General features: G+C 53.1%; 12 protein-coding genes and 1 riboswitch. Of the genes, 11 read left to right on the forward strand and 1 reads right to left on the reverse strand.

All coding sequences use genetic code 11. From position 1 onward, the window contains the following. Positions 1-1,826 (reverse strand): NAD(+) synthase (nadE, locus tag ACI3UA_RS03050; protein ID WP_439723355.1); only part of this gene is annotated, 1,826 nt, incomplete at its 3' end. Between the two features lie 171 nt (positions 1,827-1,997). On the opposite strand from nadE, the gene ACI3UA_RS03055 reads away from it, so the two are divergent. The 11 genes from ACI3UA_RS03055 to ACI3UA_RS03105 all read left to right on the forward strand — a co-directional run. After that, positions 1,998-3,389, forward strand: coding sequence for a sodium:solute symporter family protein (locus ACI3UA_RS03055; protein WP_439723356.1), 1,392 nt, complete (start codon positions 1,998-2,000; stop codon positions 3,387-3,389). A 211-nt stretch (positions 3,390-3,600) separates the two neighbouring features. Beyond that, complete coding sequence (locus tag ACI3UA_RS03060; protein WP_439723357.1) at positions 3,601-4,932, forward strand: hypothetical protein; 1,332 nt, start codon at positions 3,601-3,603, stop codon at positions 4,930-4,932. 225 nt (positions 4,933-5,157) lie between these two features. Beyond that, complete coding sequence (gene ybaK, locus ACI3UA_RS03065) at positions 5,158-5,634, forward strand: Cys-tRNA(Pro) deacylase (protein WP_439723358.1); 477 nt, start codon at positions 5,158-5,160, stop codon at positions 5,632-5,634. Between the two features lie 145 nt (positions 5,635-5,779). Continuing rightward, a complete protein-coding gene (gene thrC, locus ACI3UA_RS03070) occupies positions 5,780-7,267 on the forward strand; it encodes a threonine synthase (protein ID WP_439723359.1) in 1,488 nt (495 codons plus the stop codon). A gap of 348 nt (positions 7,268-7,615) precedes the next feature. After that, entirely contained in the window at positions 7,616-9,217 is a 1,602-nt protein-coding gene (gene pckA, locus ACI3UA_RS03075; RefSeq protein WP_439723360.1) for a phosphoenolpyruvate carboxykinase (ATP), read from the forward strand. Between the two features lie 196 nt (positions 9,218-9,413). After that, positions 9,414-9,590, forward strand: a riboswitch (cobalamin riboswitch). Positions 9,591-9,833: 243 nt separating this feature from the next. Beyond that, a complete protein-coding gene (locus tag ACI3UA_RS03080; protein WP_439723366.1) occupies positions 9,834-10,823 on the forward strand; it encodes an ABC transporter substrate-binding protein in 990 nt (329 codons plus the stop codon). Between the two features lie 83 nt (positions 10,824-10,906). Further along, on the forward strand, positions 10,907-11,806 hold the full coding sequence (locus tag ACI3UA_RS03085) for an ABC transporter ATP-binding protein (RefSeq protein WP_439723361.1): 900 nt from the start codon (positions 10,907-10,909) through the stop codon (positions 11,804-11,806). Continuing rightward, positions 11,803-12,831 (forward strand): FecCD family ABC transporter permease, encoded by a 1,029-nt coding sequence (locus ACI3UA_RS03090; protein ID WP_439723362.1) that lies wholly within the window; start codon positions 11,803-11,805, stop codon positions 12,829-12,831. Before ACI3UA_RS03085 ends, ACI3UA_RS03090 begins: the two co-directional genes overlap by 4 nt. Before the next feature lie 217 nt (positions 12,832-13,048). Next, positions 13,049-14,041 (forward strand): sirohydrochlorin cobaltochelatase, encoded by a 993-nt coding sequence (locus tag ACI3UA_RS03095; protein WP_439723363.1) that lies wholly within the window; start codon positions 13,049-13,051, stop codon positions 14,039-14,041. Positions 14,042-14,314: 273 nt separating this feature from the next. Beyond that, positions 14,315-16,129 (forward strand): GTPase HflX, encoded by a 1,815-nt coding sequence (hflX, locus tag ACI3UA_RS03100; RefSeq protein WP_439723364.1) that lies wholly within the window; start codon positions 14,315-14,317, stop codon positions 16,127-16,129. Positions 16,130-16,275: 146 nt separating this feature from the next. Then, positions 16,276-17,030 (forward strand): enoyl-CoA hydratase/isomerase family protein (locus ACI3UA_RS03105; RefSeq protein ID WP_439723365.1); only part of this gene is annotated, 755 nt, incomplete at its 3' end.

Genomic DNA, 17,030 nt, shown 5'->3' on the forward strand with positions numbered 1-17,030 from the left:
GCCTCGCGATGGTCAAAGCCATAGGCGCGGCGGCTGACAGCCACAATAGGCGGTGCCTGAATCCTTTTTGCCACGGCCATGCCGCTGAACTGACGCCACCAGCGTTCCAGATCAGCAATAAAATCCGCGGTGTCAGGGAAGTATTCTGTCACCAGGCCGGGGCGGCAGCCGATTTTTTCTTCCAGCACCCCGTCCCTGTACCATTGCAGGATGTCGGCAGGAGTTGCCTTCTGCCAGTATTCCACGAAGCTGCGGAAGAGATAGTCGTGATACGGGTACTTAATAGGGTCACCCAGCCCTTCATCCACATTCTGGGCACCGGACAGCTCGGCGCTTGGCACTATGTCGATAGTGGCCTGCGGTATGACCTCGCGTCCGTAAACACTGTCATTAATATACCGTGCCAGCTCATAGACCTGATACTTCCACAAATCCGCCAAAGCGCAGAGGAAGCCTGACTGGTCGCCGTACAGGGTGGAGTAGCCGACGGTGGTTTCCGCCTTGTTGGCGTTGCAGGTAAAACCGCCGCCAAAGGCCGCCGCCGCTCCGGCCAGCACCCTTGCGCTCCTGTCCCTGGCCTGAATATTCTCGGCCACGAAGGAGGATACATTCAGGCTGAAGGTACTGCCATCCTTCAAGAGCGTCACCGGTATGCTTTCCAGCTGGCCGATGGTGTGGTCAACTGATTCCTGAATAGGTATAACGGCGTAATTGCAGCCCAGATTGACTGCCAGCTGTCTGGCCAGCCCCTTGGTGGTAGCCGAATTGTACACACTGGGCATATTTACCAGCAGAACCTTTTCCGGCCCAAGGATGTGGGTATAGAGCGCGGCCGCCACAGCTGAATCAATGCCGCCGGAGATGCCTACAACCACCCTGTCCATGCGGATGTCAGCCAGAAAGCTGCTTACGCCATAGGAAACGGCCTCAAAGATATGACCGGCAGGCTCCGTCTTTTTCCGCTGATATCGCGGCAGGCTGTCCACTGCCTCCAATTCGTAGCATTTCAGCTGCTGGACGTATTTCGGCAGGCAGTCCACCATGAACCCCTGGCTGTTGTAGAGGGTGCTGGAACCATCAAAGGTATAGACGGTCTTGCCATTGTTCTGGATGCCGATATTGTTTACATAGAAGAGCGGCACACCGGCCTCTTTGGCCTGCCTGCCGAATACCCGGTGCCGTTTTCCGTTTTTGCCCAGCGTATACGGGGAGGAGGATATGTCCACCAGCATATCTACGCCCTTGCTCGTGAGAATCTCTACAGGAGCTGTATCATAGTCGTCGCTCCAGCCATCCTCGCATAGAAAGCCGCCTACAGAGTATGTCCTGCCCCCGATGGACAGCTCCACCGGGCTTATCAGCGCCTCAGCATCGGTTCCAAGCTCCGCGGCCAGCTGGCGCAGGCTGAAAAAATGGCGGGTATCATCAAACTCGCGGTAGTTGGGCATCAGGGTCTTGATGACGAAGGGATAAGGCATGTCCCGTGGCTTTACAAGCCTGCCGTTGCAGGCCGTGAACAGGGCATTGTATTTGCGCACCCTGCCGTCAGGGTTATTTTTCTCCCAGTCGGCGGCAACATTGCCAAATATAACGGCAATCCCCTCGGAAGCGGCGATGATATCCTGCCCGCATTCCTCACAGTCCCTGATAAAGGCTGTCTGCTCCCAGGTATCTCCCAGCAGGTAGCCCGGTATGGCCATTTCCGGAAAGATAATCAGGTCAGCCCCTTTATCCTTCGCCTCCTGAATCATGTCCAGCATCCTGACGGTATTCACATCAGGATGCCCGGCGGTAACCTTCATCTGGGCAATAGCAACTTTTAGCATCTTTGGCACCTCACGTATATAGTCTACTGAATATTGCATGCTGCGCACTGCAACAGATTAATTATAGCAGAAATTGCGGCAGAAGATAATGTATACATGGCAGAATATGCCCTGATTATTGAAAAACAGCTCCAAAAGTTTTATAATGCGGGGATGAAAGAAGGCATGGATATGAATTTGACAGCAGAGCATCTGATTATAATGATTCTGACACTGATATTTGTGATTGGCGGCGGCATCTGTGCCGCCCGCTCCGTGAAATCCGCCGAGGGGTACAGCCTGGGCGGCCGCAGCGCCGGAGTGCCGCTGGTGGCAGGCAGTATTGCCGGAACGGTGGTGGGAGGCGGTGCGACGGTCGGAACTGCCCAGATGGCTTACAGCATGGGGCTGTCTGCCTGGTGGTTCACCCTCGGCTCCGGCATCGCCTTTATCCTGATGGGGCTTTTTTATGCCGGGAGGCTCCGCGCCACCGGCCTGGAAACCATTCCGCAGTACCTGAAAAGGAATTATGGCGGCAATGCCGCCGAAGCCGCCGGCATCATTTCCTCACTGGGCATCCTGTTCAGCATTGTGTCCAGCTGCCTGCCGGGGATTCAGATTGTTTCGGCAATCCTGAATACGGGCGTGACGGCCTCAGCCGTTATTCTGGTGGCACTGGTGGCGTCCTACGTCTTTTTCGGCGGCATGAAAAGCGCCGGTGTAGGCGGCATACTGAAAATGCTGGTCATCTGGCTGAGCCTTTTTGCCGCGGGCATCAGCGCCTTTTCCGGCCTGATGTCAATGCCGGAGCTGCCGGTTCTTCTGCCGCCGGAGCACTGGTGGAACATGTTTAACATCGGCGTTGGCGGCGGTATTTCCAAGCTCTTTTCCATGATTGTGGGCGTTGTCTGCACCCAGACCTACATACAGAGCTTTTTTTCGGCATCCAGCCCCCGCGTGGCTTCCATCGGCGCTTTTGCCGCCGCCGCCATAGTCATTCCTGTGGGACTGCCCTCTATCGCCATCGGCATGTACATGCACGCCGTCAGCCCGGATGTGCTTCCCGTGCTGGTACTGCCCGTATATCTTCTGGAGCATCAGCCTGTCTGGCTGGCCGGTATTGCCCTGGGGGGCATCATGCTGAGCCTGGTGGGCTCCATCGGCGGCCTGGCGCTGGGCATAGGCACCATGCTTACCCGTGATATCATCGGCAGGGCCGTGGAGCTGGGCAACGGCAAAAAACTTCTCTACACCCTGCGGGGCGTGGTACTGGCGGTGATGGCTTCGGCCTGCCTGATAGCCATTATCAACCTTGATTCGCAGGTGCTGTTCTGGAGCTTTCTCTCCATGTCCATGAGGGGCTGTGGCGTATTCCTGCCCCTGACCTTCGCCATTTTCTGTCCCCGCAGCATAGCAAAAAAATGGGCCTTTGCCTCCATTATCGTCAGCACGGTGGTTACGATTGCCCTGGGACTGCTGGCGGAACTGCCTGTGGATCCCCTCTATATCGGACTGGCCATCAGTGCCGTCATGATGTTCGTCGGCTACGAAAAACGCTGGCAGCCTGCACGCACCGATACCTGATGCCGATATGCAGGCGTCGGTGCGCGAGCCGCAACGGAGGAACACACACGGATGCGGCAATATATGTCAATGTGTGAAAAAACAAAATTATTACAAAATTTTCTAAAATTATGATATAATAAGTCCTGTATAGAGAAAACATGGATGTTTTCCGTGCAGGGCTTTTTCTGTGCGGGCGTATAACACAATGATGTGAGAAGCGGGTGAGGAAATGACGGTCAGAAAAGCTGTGATTTTGGGAGTTGTGCTGGAGCTTTTGCTGGGCATTGCGGCGGGAGCGTTCTATTTCAAGTTTTATATTTTTACGCCGACTTATTCACTGCGGGCCATGCAGAAGGACATACAGACAGGCAACGTAGAGGATCTGCAGCGCCGTGTTGACCTGGATGCCATTTTCCGCGGCGGCAGCCAGAAGCTGTCGGAGCTGGTTCCAGAGAGCGAGCCCGTCTATGCGGGGCTTAAGGACGGCAGCTTCGGCGATCTCTGCAAGGATGAGTTCCTGAGCTATGTGCAGACGGGCAAGTGGCCGGAGCCGGAGAAGATCACTGCCGAATCCAGCTTTCAGGATAAGATTGGCCTGAAAACAGTCAGCTTCCGCAGTCTGGAGTACGTGTACAGGGATCCGCCGCCGGGGGAAGAGGACAAGAAGGACGAAACCCTCACCGACAAGCTGCTTAGCTATATTCTGACCAAAATCAATGACTACATGACCGGAGAGGAAAGCGAGGAGGCCGCCAAGGAAGAGGTGGCCCTGCAGGAGGACGAGGGGCCTGTCCGCGTTACGGCGGGGATACGCGTGTATGAGCCGAACTTCGGAGATACGTATATCCTGAACCTGAAGCTCCAGCGTCAGGAGGACGGCAGCTGGCGTCTGTACGACATTGAGAACTACAGCAGATACGCAGACGAGCTCATCAAGCAAAATGACCGTGATTACATACGCTACAAGGAAAAGGTGCGCTTTATTCTGACGTCTACCCAGGAAAAGCTGGATGAGCTGAGGGAGAATCATCCGGAAACTGATTTGGACTGGGTCTTTGAGGCAAGAAAAATCTTCGAGGAATCCTACAAGCGGATAGATGATCTGAATGTGCCGATTGCCGGCGGCTATCTCAACGAGCTTCTCAGTGAGCGCAAGGAAATATCCCTGAACATGCTGGAAGGGTACTATGACGTGGCATCCCATAGCGATAATATGAATGACGCGAAGGCGCAGGCTGATGAAGCGCGGAAGGCGGGCAAGCGCCGTCCTGCCTTCAATGCCGCCGTGTGGGACAACCGTCTGGCAAAATACAACGCAAAGCTGAGCGGCCTGCAGAAGGAGTGGGCTGAGAACAAGTCCAAGCTGGAGGCAGTGGTGGGCGGCCTGGTTGACAGGGCCGCCGTGGCAAAGCAGACTGCGGCATCCATGCGCAACAACGATGATGAAGCGGTGCGGGCGGCCAACTATCCGGGGGCGGCTGATATCAACGGCGACAGCTACAGCCTGCTGGGCGGTGAATACCTGCCGGAGATATCCGCCTATGGAAATGGGGAGCAGTAATCCGGCCGGGGATAGGTATGTGCTTCTGCTATGCTGACGGCGTAGAGCGGGCCGTGCAGGAGGTAGCCAGCAGGGCATGTAATGAAAATGCGGAGAAATGTGCTGTTTTTACGGAAAACAGTTCATTTGCCCCGCATTTTTTATGGGGAATTATGGACAATAAAAATAATTTGTGTTATACTAGCATGGATTTATGTTTTCTAAGGAAGGACAATATGTTACAGTATGAAGAGCAAGAAAACTAATGCCGCCCGTATTCTGGACAGGCTGAAAATCAGCTATGAAATCAAGGAATATGCGGTTGATCTGGATGATTTAAGCGCTGTTCACGTAGCGGAGGCCGCCGGCATGGATGTAAAGACAGTATTCAAGACGCTGGTGTGCCGGGGGGACAGGAACGGCGTCCTCATGGCCTGTATTCCGGGCGACGGGGAGCTGGATTTGAAGGCGCTGGCCGCCGTATCCGGCAACAAGCGCGTGGAAATGGTGCATCTCAAGGAAGTGCTGGGGCTGACCGGCTATGTGCGCGGCGGCTGCTCGCCGCTGGGGGCAAAGAAGGACTATCCCGTGTATCTGAACGAATCCTGCCGGGAGCATGAACGAATCGCCATCAGCGCCGGAATCCGCGGACAGCAGCTGATACTGCGCCCGGATGACCTGATAAGGGCCGTCAATGCCGTTGTAGCAGGCCTTATCAGGTAGATGCAGGCCTTGTCAGATAAATTCGGCTATTTGCCGCTCATAAGGCATTTGCGGCTGTCACATGCGCATATCAGGAAAAGATGCCATGAGCGTCTTCTAAAAGCGTACAATAAAACCATATACTACATAGGAGTGAAGGATTGATATGAATTACATCAGCACAAGAGGAAACAACCAGAAAATGACATCTGCGCAGGCCATTATCGCAGGCCTGGCCGATGATGGCGGACTGTTTGTGCCGGAAGAGCTGCCGCAGGTGGACATGGAGTTTATCAAGGGGCTGACAAAGCTCTCCTATCAGGAGCGGGCTGCCAGGGTACTGGGACGCTTTCTGACCGATTATACCGAGGAAGAAATAAAGGGCTGTGTAGAAAGGGCCTATGGCGGCGGCAAATTTGACGATGCGGCTGTAGCACCGCTGAACATCATGGAGGATGTTTCCGTGCTGGAGCTGTGGCATGGTCCGACCAGCGCTTTCAAGGATATGGCTCTGCAGCTTCTGCCGCAGCTTTTGTCCACGGCACTGAAAAAGACAGGTGAAAAAAATCAGGTGCTGATTCTGGTAGCCACCTCCGGCGATACCGGCAAGGCCGCATTGGAGGGCTTCAAGGATGTGGAGCAGACGAAGATTATCGTGTTCTATCCTGAAAACGGCGTCAGCCGCATCCAGAAGCTGCAGATGGTTACCCAGCAGGGCGGCAATGTAGCCGTCACCGCTGTCAGGGGCAATTTTGATGACGCCCAGAGCGGCGTCAAGGCCATTTTCAGCGACAAGGAGTTCAATGCAGGGCTGAATGAGGCAGGAGTTTCCCTGTCCTCTGCCAACTCCATCAACTGGGGACGCCTGGTGCCGCAGATTGTGTACTATTTCAGCGCCTATGCTGATCTGCTGAAGGCCGGTGTTATCCGTGCCGGGGATGAGATAAGCTTCACCGTGCCGACCGGCAACTTCGGCGATATTCTGGCAGGCTACTATGCCCTGCGCATGGGACTGCCGGTGAAGAAGCTGATTTGTGCCTCCAATGCCAACAACGTGCTGACCGATTTCCTCAGAACCGGCGTCTATGACAGAAACCGCGATTTCTTCAAGACCATCAGCCCTTCCATGGATATCCTGATTTCCAGCAATCTGGAGCGCCTTCTGTACCACGTAACTGATGATGCAGCCCTGGTGGCAGGGTGGATGAAATCACTGGCAGAAACCGGCAAGTATGACGTAGGGGCAGAGGTGCTGGCAAAAATTCAGTCTGTCTTTGGCTGTGACTGGGCAGACGACAAAAAGACTATGGATACAATAAATTCTGTTTATGGCGCAAACAGGTATATTGCAGATACCCATACGGCCGTAGCCTGGGACAGCGCCCACAACTACATGATGGCCGGCAATGCCGAGCCTATGGTAGTGGTTTCCACCGCCAGCCCGTATAAATTCAACGAAAGCGTCCTGACGGCCCTGGGCCAGTCCGTTGACGGACTGGATGAGTTCCAGCTGCTGGACAGGCTGCAGGCCATGAACAGCTTCCCTATTCCTGCCGGACTGGCCGCCCTGAAAAATGCAGAGGTGCGCCATAGCAGCGTAGTGGACAAGGATGCCATGCCGCAGGCCGTGGCTGATTTTGCGAAGCAGGGCTGATAAGGCCTGCCTTTGCGGGGCAGTAGGGCCTCTTCCTGCAGTTCCGAACCTGTTGCTTTTGGCGCGGTGCCGCCTGACAGGAGGAATTGAACATTTTCGCGTGAATACAATAATGCAGTCAAAGAACAATAAGCAAAATTTATCCATAAATAAGTCTAAATAATTTTTGACAAAATTGCCAAAATACTATAACATATAAGTCGAGGGTTAGGTGCGAAAGCACCTGCAAGACCAAATCGTATTTTAAGCGGCGGCCCACCGTATGGGAAAGGTGCCTGTTAAGTTCAGCGGGCATACCTTCTCAGCAAAGTGCTGCTGCAGTATAAAGAGAAAGAGGTTGATAGCAAAATGGCAAATGTTGATTTGAGCAAGTATGGTATTACTGGTACTACTGAGATTGTTCACAATCCTTCTTATGAGCTTTTGTTCGAGGAAGAGACCAAGGCTGGTCTTGAGGGCTATGAGGTAGGTAAAGAGACTGAGCTGGGTGCTGTTAATGTAATGACCGGTATCTATACTGGCCGTTCTCCAAAGGATAAGTACATCGTTATGGACGAGAACTCCAAGGACACTGTATGGTGGACCTCTGATGAGTACAAGAACGATAACCATCCTATGAGCGAGGACGTATGGGCTACTGTTAAGGATCTGGCTAAGAACGAGCTGTCCAACAAGAAGCTGTTTGTTGTTGATGCTTTCTGCGGTGCTAACAAGGACACCCGCATGGCAGTGCGTTTCATCGTTGAGGTTGCATGGCAGGCTCATTTCGTAACCAATATGTTCATTCAGCCTACTGCTGAGGAGCTGGAGAGCTTCGAGCCTGATTTCGTTGTTTACAATGCTTCCAAGGCAAAGGTTACCAACTACAAGGAGCTCGGCCTGAACTCCGAGACCTGCGTAGCTTTCAACACTACTTCCCGTGAGCAGGTTATCATTAACACCTGGTATGGCGGCGAGATGAAGAAGGGTATGTTCTCCATGATGAACTACTTCCTCCCTCTGAAGGGCATCGCTTCCATGCACTGCTCCGCAAACTGCGACATGAATGGTGAGAACACCGCTATCTTCTTCGGCCTGTCCGGTACCGGCAAGACTACCCTGTCTACCGATCCTAAGCGTCGCCTGATTGGTGATGACGAGCATGGCTGGGATGACAATGGCGTGTTCAACTTCGAGGGCGGCTGCTATGCAAAGGTTATCAACCTGGACAAGGAGTCCGAGCCTGACATCTATGGCGCAATCAAGAGAAATGCCCTGCTGGAGAATGTAACTGTTGCTGAGGACGGTAAGATTGACTTCGCTGATAAGTCCGTTACCGAGAACACCCGTGTATCCTATCCTATCCAGCACATCAACAACATCCAGCCAGGTTCCTCCGCACCGGCAGCCAAGAACGTAATCTTCCTGTCTGCAGATGCTTTCGGCGTACTGCCTCCTGTTTCTATCCTTACTCCGGAGCAGACCCAGTATTACTTCCTCTCCGGCTTCACTGCAAAGCTGGCAGGTACCGAGCGCGGCATCACTGAGCCGACTCCTACCTTCTCCGCTTGCTTCGGCCAGGCTTTCCTTGAGCTGCATCCTACCAAGTACGGTGAGGAACTGGTAAAGAAGATGAATGCTAACGGCGCAAAGGCTTATCTCGTAAACACCGGCTGGAACGGTACCGGCAAGCGTATCACCATTAAGGATACCCGCGGTATCATCGATGCTATCCTGTCCGGCGCTATCAACGAGGCTCCTACCAAGAAGATTCCTATGTTTGACTTCGAGGTACCTACCGAGCTGCCAGGCGTTGATCCAAAGATTCTGGATCCTCGCGATACCTATGCTGATGCTTCCGAGTGGGAGACTAAGGCAAAGGATCTTGCCGGCCGCTTCATCAAGAACTTCGGCAAGTACACCGGCAATGATGCTGGCAAGGCTCTGGTTGCTGCTGGTCCTCAGCTGTAATCGCAGGTCTTTGCCTCTGAAAGCTGAATATTGCTGATTTAGAGCTATGAACTTAGATGCTGCTGTCCTTTCGGGCGGCAGCATTTTTTTCGTGCTGACGGATGTTATTATATTCCACTGGCGCTGTAACTATCGCAAGGCAATTCTGCCTTTTGGGGTTTATTTTTGTTTGAATTTATGTTAAAATGCTTTTTAGAGTTGAATATTTGGAACAGGTGTCGAAAGACTTAATAAGAAAGCCGGTAAAGGCCGGCGCGGTCCCGCCGCTGTAAGGGGAGCGATTCTGCACAAGCTACGCCATTGGGGAAACCTGAGAAGGCGCAGATGAGCGATGAACCTAAGCCAGAAGAATTGCCTGTTTAACAATCACCGAATGATATGACGGCCTGCCTGCAACGGCTGGCTGCATACAGTACCTGCGAGCGATAGGAAGGGGATTTGTGGCCTTGTGCGAATGACTATGGCTATGAGTTGATGGCTTTTTCCTTCCTGCTGGGAGGGAAAGGCTTTTTTTGTGGCTGAAGCAGGTAAAATGCGTGCAACAGCCGCCACGACAGGCGCTATAACAGGCAACAGGCCTATAGTCTATTTACGGGGAAAGGAGAGATTTGCCGTGATGTATGAAAAAAAGCATCTGGCAGCTGTGATGCTGTCCATGCTGCTGGTTCTGTCCCTGCTTCTGGGGGGATGTGGCAACCAGGATACCGTTGCCGGGGCTGGCTATCAGGTGACTGATGATCAGGGAACGGTAGTGAATTTCAAAGAAAAACCAAAGCGGATTGTCAGCCTTACCATGAGCACGGACAATATCCTGCTGGGGCTGGTAAAGCCTGACAGGGTGGTTTGTGCCAACGTGCTGGTGGATGATCCTGTCAGCTCAAATATCGTGGAGCTGGGCAAGGATATTCCCAACAAGGTGCGTCATCCCAAGGTAGAGGAGATTCTTGCCATGGAGCCGGACCTGGTGATTGCCGCCAACTGGGGGGATATAGATTACGTGGAATCCCTGCGGAATATGGGCATCAATGTGGTGGTAGTCAAGGGAGCCAAGAATCTGCAGGAAATCCGCGACAATATCAGCCTGATTGCGGCTTCCGTCGGTGAGCCGGAGCGTGGCACCAGACTGATTGGCATGATGGATGACAGGCTGGCGGAAATCAAGGCAAAGGTTGACAAAATACCACAGGAGCAGAGAAAGAGGGTCTTGCTGATTTCCCTGATGAGCAACTATGGCGGCAAGGACTGCATCTACGATGATGCCTGTACTTTGGCAGGCGTCACCAACTGCCTGTCGGAATACGGCCTGCAGCGGGGCGACAAGCTGACCAAGGAAATGATGGTGCAGATGGATCCGGATATTATTTTTCTGCCTACCTACAACGCCCACGGCACCTTCGATATTCAGGGATTCCGTGACAAATATATGAAGGATCCGGCTCTCCAGCAGATGAAGGCAATTCAGGCCGGCAGTATCAAAGAGCCGAGGGATGCCTATATCTACACTGCCTCGCAGGATTTCTGCTTTGCGGTGCAGGAAATCGCTTATACAGTGTATGGCGATGAATTCAGGCTGGAAGACCAGCAGCATCTGTCAGCTGTGGAATAAGCTGTTTTGCAGGCAGTCCTCGCCGGGAATCTGCACGCCGTGCGGCCGGAGGGAAGTATGTTGTATAGAGGTAAACTGTATATATGAATAATGCTATTATTCAGGTCGAAAATATAACGGCTGGCTATCACGAGCAAAATCCTATTTTGGAGGATGTCAGCTTCAATATCAGCCGGGGAGAGTTTGTGGGCATCATTGGCAAGAATGGCGCCGGAAAAAGCACCCTGCTGAAGTCCATGCGCGGTTTTCTGCCGGTGTGGTCAGGCAGGGTGATGCTGGCGGCGAAGACCGTGGGAGATTATCAGGAAAGGGAGCTGGCGCGCAAGATTGCCTATCTGCAGCAGCAGGTGGAGCTGACCTTTGATTATACTGCCAGGGATATTGTCATGGCAGGGCGGTATCCCTATCGGAAATGGTGGCAGCAGCAGAGTGATGAAGACAGGAAAATCGTAGCTGCCTGTATGGAATACACAGGTGTGCTGGAGATGGCAGACAAGCCGATTCGCGCCCTTTCCGGCGGACAAAGACAGCGGGTGCTTCTGTCCAAGGTGCTGGCCCAGCAGACACCGGTGCTGTTTCTGGATGAACCGGCGGCAGGACTGGATTTGTTCTATCAGGAGGAGATTTTCCGCTTCTGTCAGGAGCTGTGCCACCGGGGCAAGACCGTGGTCATGGTCGTACACGAACTTAATCTGGCGGCAAGGTACTGCAGCAGGCTGCTGTTGGCCAGAAAGGGTAGGATTATTGCTGATGACGTGCCGGAAAAGGTGCTGACAAGGGAGCTTCTGACTGCCGGCTACGGAGTGCCGATTGAGGCCGGGCGCAACCCGGAAACAGGCCATGCCGATATCTATACGGTGCCTGAGCCTATGGATGAGGCAAAACGACAGCTGCTGGCAACGATAATAGGCGGCAATAGCAGGCATGATGGCTGTAACAGCGATAATGCAGGGCAATCAGGAAAGGGCGGTGACATGGTATGAGATATCACCGCAAGCTGGTGGGAATAGCGCTGGCTATAATGGTTCTGCTGACGTTTTTCTTTTCTCTGTCCGCAGGCCAGTATGATTTAGGCTTTGTGCAGGTGATAGCGTGGTGCTGCCACAAGCTGGGACTGCCTGTACTGCAGGATGTCAATGTGTCGGCCCAGCAGGAGGCAGTGCTGATGTTCATACGCTCGCCGCGCACTCTGGTTGGCTTTATGGTAGGGGCCGGTCTGGCGGCATCAGGTACGATTCTGCAGGGCATCTTCAGCAATCCTCTGGCCGACCCGGGCATCATCGGTGTGTCCAGCGGTGCCACGGTAGGAGCTGTAATCGCCATCAGCCTGGGCGTAAATGCCGTGAACATGTTTGCCATGCCGGCTTTTGCCTTTGCAGGGGCAATCTGTGCGGTGTTCCTGACTATCGGACTGGCGACCAGAAATGGCAGGATTCCCGTGCTTACCCTGCTCTTATCCGGCGTTGTCGTGGGCATGCTGCTGGGGGCCATTACAGCCGCCCTGCTGGTGGTCATGGATGAGTACAAGCTGCAGCAGTATCTCTTCTGGACTATCGGCAGTCTGGACTACCGCCGCTGGGAGCATGTGCTTATGGGGGTAGGGCCGATTGTATCGGGCATAGTCATCATGCTGCTGATGGCACGTCACCTGAACATTCTGGCGCTGGGCGAGGCCGAGGCCAAGGCTGTCGGCATGCCCGTAGTAAGGTATCGCCTGATACTCCTGCTGGTTTCCGCCATGACAACGGCAGCCAGTGTATGCATCAGCGGCAGCATCGGTTTTGTGGGGCTGATTATCCCCCATATGATGCGCATGCTGGTGGGGCCGAATCACAGGCATCTTCTGCCGGCCAGCATCGTGGCCGGAGGGGTGTTCCTGCTGTTTTGCGATTCACTGGGGCGCGTCCTGATAGAGAAAACGGAGGTCAATGTGGGCATTATGACCGCCTTTCTGGGAACCCCGTATTTTCTCTACCTTTTGCGCAAAAACAGCAATATTGAAAAGTAAGCTGTGTACACACAGCATATGGATAAAATATATAGATTGCTATAATAAATATACAGAGGCTGGAGCGGCCATCCGTATTCAGCCCGTCATAATTTGAAAGTATGAGCTGCAAAAAATGTCGTCATTTTTCCCGCTGCAGCTGACGCCGGTTGTTTGCCGCAAAGCGGAAGCTGCGACGGGAGAGTGTATAGTATTTTTTCTTTAGGAGGAATATTTTATGAAAAACTGGAAAAAATTTTTTGTAGCTGCTGTTGCCGTAGGTGCGGTATTCACCGTCAGCCCTAGCGCTTCCGAGGCGGCTTATGAGCTGAATCCGGAGGTAAAGACTGCTACCCCGGCTCTGCTGGCCGCATCCCAGATGGGTGTGCAGACCTATGTAAATCCTGATTTGCAGGGGCTGACCGACAAGGATGCCATCGTGGTAATGACCTTTGGCACCACCTTTGCCGATAACCGCGCCAAGACCATTGATGCAACTATTGAGGGCATAAAGGCGGCACATCCGGGTGTCAAGGTAGTGACTGCCTATACCTCGCATATTATCATTGACCGCGTTGCGGCCAATGAGGGCATAAAATACCCTACGCCGGAAGAAGCACTGGAACAGCTGAAGGCAGAGGGATATACCCGTGTAGCTCTGGCAACTCTGGATGTCATTCCGGGCATGGAGTACAGCTACAAGCTGGGTGTATTTAACAACTACAAGCATAATTTCAAGAAGATGACTATCGGCACTCCGCTGATGTACTGGCAGGGCCAGGAAGAGCAGGCCGATGATGTAACAGAGGTGCTGAAGGCCTTTGCCACCCAGTTCCCGAAGACCAAAAAGGGCGAGGGCATCGTTATGATGGCGCATGGCACACCGAATATTGCCAACGCTTATTATGCCGTTATTCAGGAAAAACTGCTGGAAATGGGCTATGACAATGTATTCATTGAAACAGTGGAAGGCTGGCCAAGCCTTGAAACCATCATTCCTAAGCTGAAGGCAAAGAAAATCAGCAAGGTGACTATCATGCCGTTCATGATGGTAGCTGGCGACCATGCCAACAACGATATGGCCGGTGATGAAGAGGATTCCCACAAGAGCATCCTTGAAAAGGAAGGCATCAAGGTAGAGGCATACATCCATGGCATCGGCGAAAATCAGGCTGTGCGCGATGTCTTTGTGGAACGTGCCAATGCGGCCTGGGATGCTTTGGAAAATTGATTGCAAGTCTTTTGGATGGGCAGGGGCTGTTGAGGCTGTCTGATATTATCGACAACGCATCGTTCAACAGCATGAGTGCTCTCCACGATGCTATGAAGTAAATTTTGCCGGGCTGGCAGGAATTACAGGCAAAAAAACGGCTGTTGCGGCTATTGCAGATGCGAGGCAGAAAGCAATAGCCGTTTTTATTTGCTTTTTTATAACATTTGCTCTATAATGGTGATAATGATGCGAGATTGTAAATGCGAGGACGGGAAGGGAGCTGAAGCGTATATGATGGTTCACGGTGAGCTGGGCAATGTCCGCAAAAATATTGTGGACAGGCTGGAAGGGATGTACGGGCTGACAGTACCGGCAGGACAGCTGATTACCAGGGAGCTGGCGGAGGAAATGCTGGACGTGACAGGTGAGCTGTCACGGGAGGTTGCTGTATATCTCAACCGTCAGGGCAAAGTGCTTCAGGTATCTGTTGGCGACGATGCCACTGTAGATTTGCCGGAACTGCGGCAGAGGAAATCGGAAAGCCGATTGTCGGGCGTGCGTTGTGTGCATACCCATCCCAGCAGTGATACACGGCTCAGCGCACCGGATTTGTCCTCCCTCAGAACCATGCGGTTTGACGTCATGGCCGCCATAGGCCTGAAAGAAGGAAAGATATATGGCAGTATGGCCTTTTTGAGCGGCGAGCTGACGGAAAGCGGCGGCTATGTGGTGCATGGTACCCGGGAGCTGCCTCTGGGTGAGCTGAACCGTTATAATCTCATGCAGTTGGTAACTGCTATAAACAAGGAGCTGGGCAGGCATCAGCTAAAGGATACGGAGAAGCGGCAGGAAAGGGCGATTCTGGCCGGTGTGGACTATAATACATCGGCAGGCGGCTGGCGGATAGAGGATTCGCTGGCTGAGCTGAAAGGTCTGGCCGAAACTGCCGGTGCTGTGGTGGCAGGCCAGGTCATACAGAAAAAGGCAAAGCCTGACAACGCATTTTTTCTTGGCCGGGGCAAGGTGGATGAAATCGGCATGCTGGCGCAAAATACCGAAGCCGATTTATTGATTCTGGATGATGAAATCACACCTTCCCAGCAGCGCAATCTGGAAATGAGTACCGGGCTCAGGGTGGTAGACAGGACAGCGCTGATTCTGGATATTTTTGCCCAGCGGGCCCGTTCCGCGGCCGGTAAACTGCAGGTGGAGCTGGCACAGCTGAAATACAACCTGCCGCGTCTTGGCGGTCAGGGACTGGTGCTTTCAAGGCAGGGTGGCGGCATAGGCACTCGGGGGCCTGGCGAAACAAAGCTGGAAATGGACAGGCGGCGGATTCATGGGCGAATTCATGATTTGGAGGAACGTATTGCCAAGCTGAAAAGCCAGCGGCAGCTGCACCGCGTGCAAAGAAAAAATTCGCGCATTCCATCGGCGGCACTGGTAGGCTATACCAATGCCGGCAAGTCGACCATCCTGAATGCCCTGTTTGCAGGTGATGAGGTATTGGCAGAGGACAAGCTGTTTGCCACCCTTGACCCTACCACCAGGCTGATAAAGCTGGATGATAAGCAGGAGCTGCTGCTTACAGATACCGTGGGCTTTATCCAGAAGCTGCCGCACACGCTGGTAAGCGCCTTTCAGGCAACGCTTGAGGAAACGGTGGAGGCTGATTTGCTGCTGCACGTAGTCGATGCAAGTGATGCCAACTATGAGCTGCAGATAAAGGCGGTTATGGAGGTTCTGCGCGAAATTAATGCTCAGGACAAGCCGTCAATTTTTGTCTTTAACAAGCTGGATAAGCTGCCGGAGGCGGAGCAAAATAACGAATATGTTTTTGCCCGCATGCTACAGGGCCGGAGCGGTGTAGTTATTTCTGCTAAGGACGAAGCCGGCCTGCAGAAGCTGCGGGAAAAAATCAAGGCCTTTTTTGACAGAGGCCAGGTAGAGCTTACTCTCTGCATTCCATATGATAAAGGCTCCCTGGTAACGGAGCTTCACAATCTGGGCAAGGTAGGGTCCATAGATTATGATGAGCAGGGAACCGTGCTGACTGTAAAGATGTCCGTATCTGATGCAGAGGCTTTTCAGAAGTATGTGCGATAAATCAAAGGGTGGCGTTTTTGCTTACAGGGGCAGATATTTTATTACCACAGGTCCAACAGAGGTCAAATATTTGCCGTCGCAGTGATATCATCAGTCATGGTCATATTGATAGCGAAATGTTTCAGTTTTTACGGAGGGGTGTATATATGAGTACGGATGCTGTTTTATACCGGGAAGAGGGTGCTGTGGCCATTATTACCTTGAACAGGCCGCAATCCCTGAACTCCATGAGCATGGAGCTGGTGGAAGGTGTGCTGGAAGCACTGGCAAAAGGTGAAAGCAGTCAGGCTGTCCGGGTTATGGTGCTGACCGGTGCCGGCCGGGCTTTTTCGGCGGGCGGTGATCTGCCATCTCTTGACGGACTGCATTCGCTGGCCGAGCGCAAGGCCTTCATCACCAAGGTGGGCAGTATGGTGCAGGCCATCCATGCAGCCAGCAAGCCTGTGATTGCCATGGTCAATGGTGTGGCGGCAGGAGCCGGTTTCAATCTGGCAATTGCCTGTGATTTGATATATGCGGCCGAAGGCGTCAGGTTTATTCAGAGCTTTGTCAATGTGGGACTGTCACCGGACTGCGGCGGCTTCTTTTATCTGGCCAAATCTATTGGTCAGGCCAGAGCAAAAGAGCTTATGCTGACAGCCAAGCCTCTGACTGCGGAAAAAGCCAGGGATTGGGGACTTATTAACGACGTACTGCCAGCTGCAGAGCTGACAGACAAGGTTATGCAGGTTGCCGTGACTATTGCGGCCAAAGCACCTCTGGCCGTGGCCAAGACCAAAGAGGGTGTCAACAAGTATGGCGCCTCATTGGAGGAAACTCTGGCCTTTGAAGCAGAGACATCTGCGGTGCTTCTGGATACCGAGGATTTTCGCGAAGGCGTAACGGCCTTTAAAGAAAAACG

Origin of the sequence: Anaerovibrio sp. (assembly GCF_051866355.1) — a bacterium.
Classification (GTDB): domain Bacteria; phylum Bacillota; class Negativicutes; order Selenomonadales; family Selenomonadaceae; genus Anaerovibrio.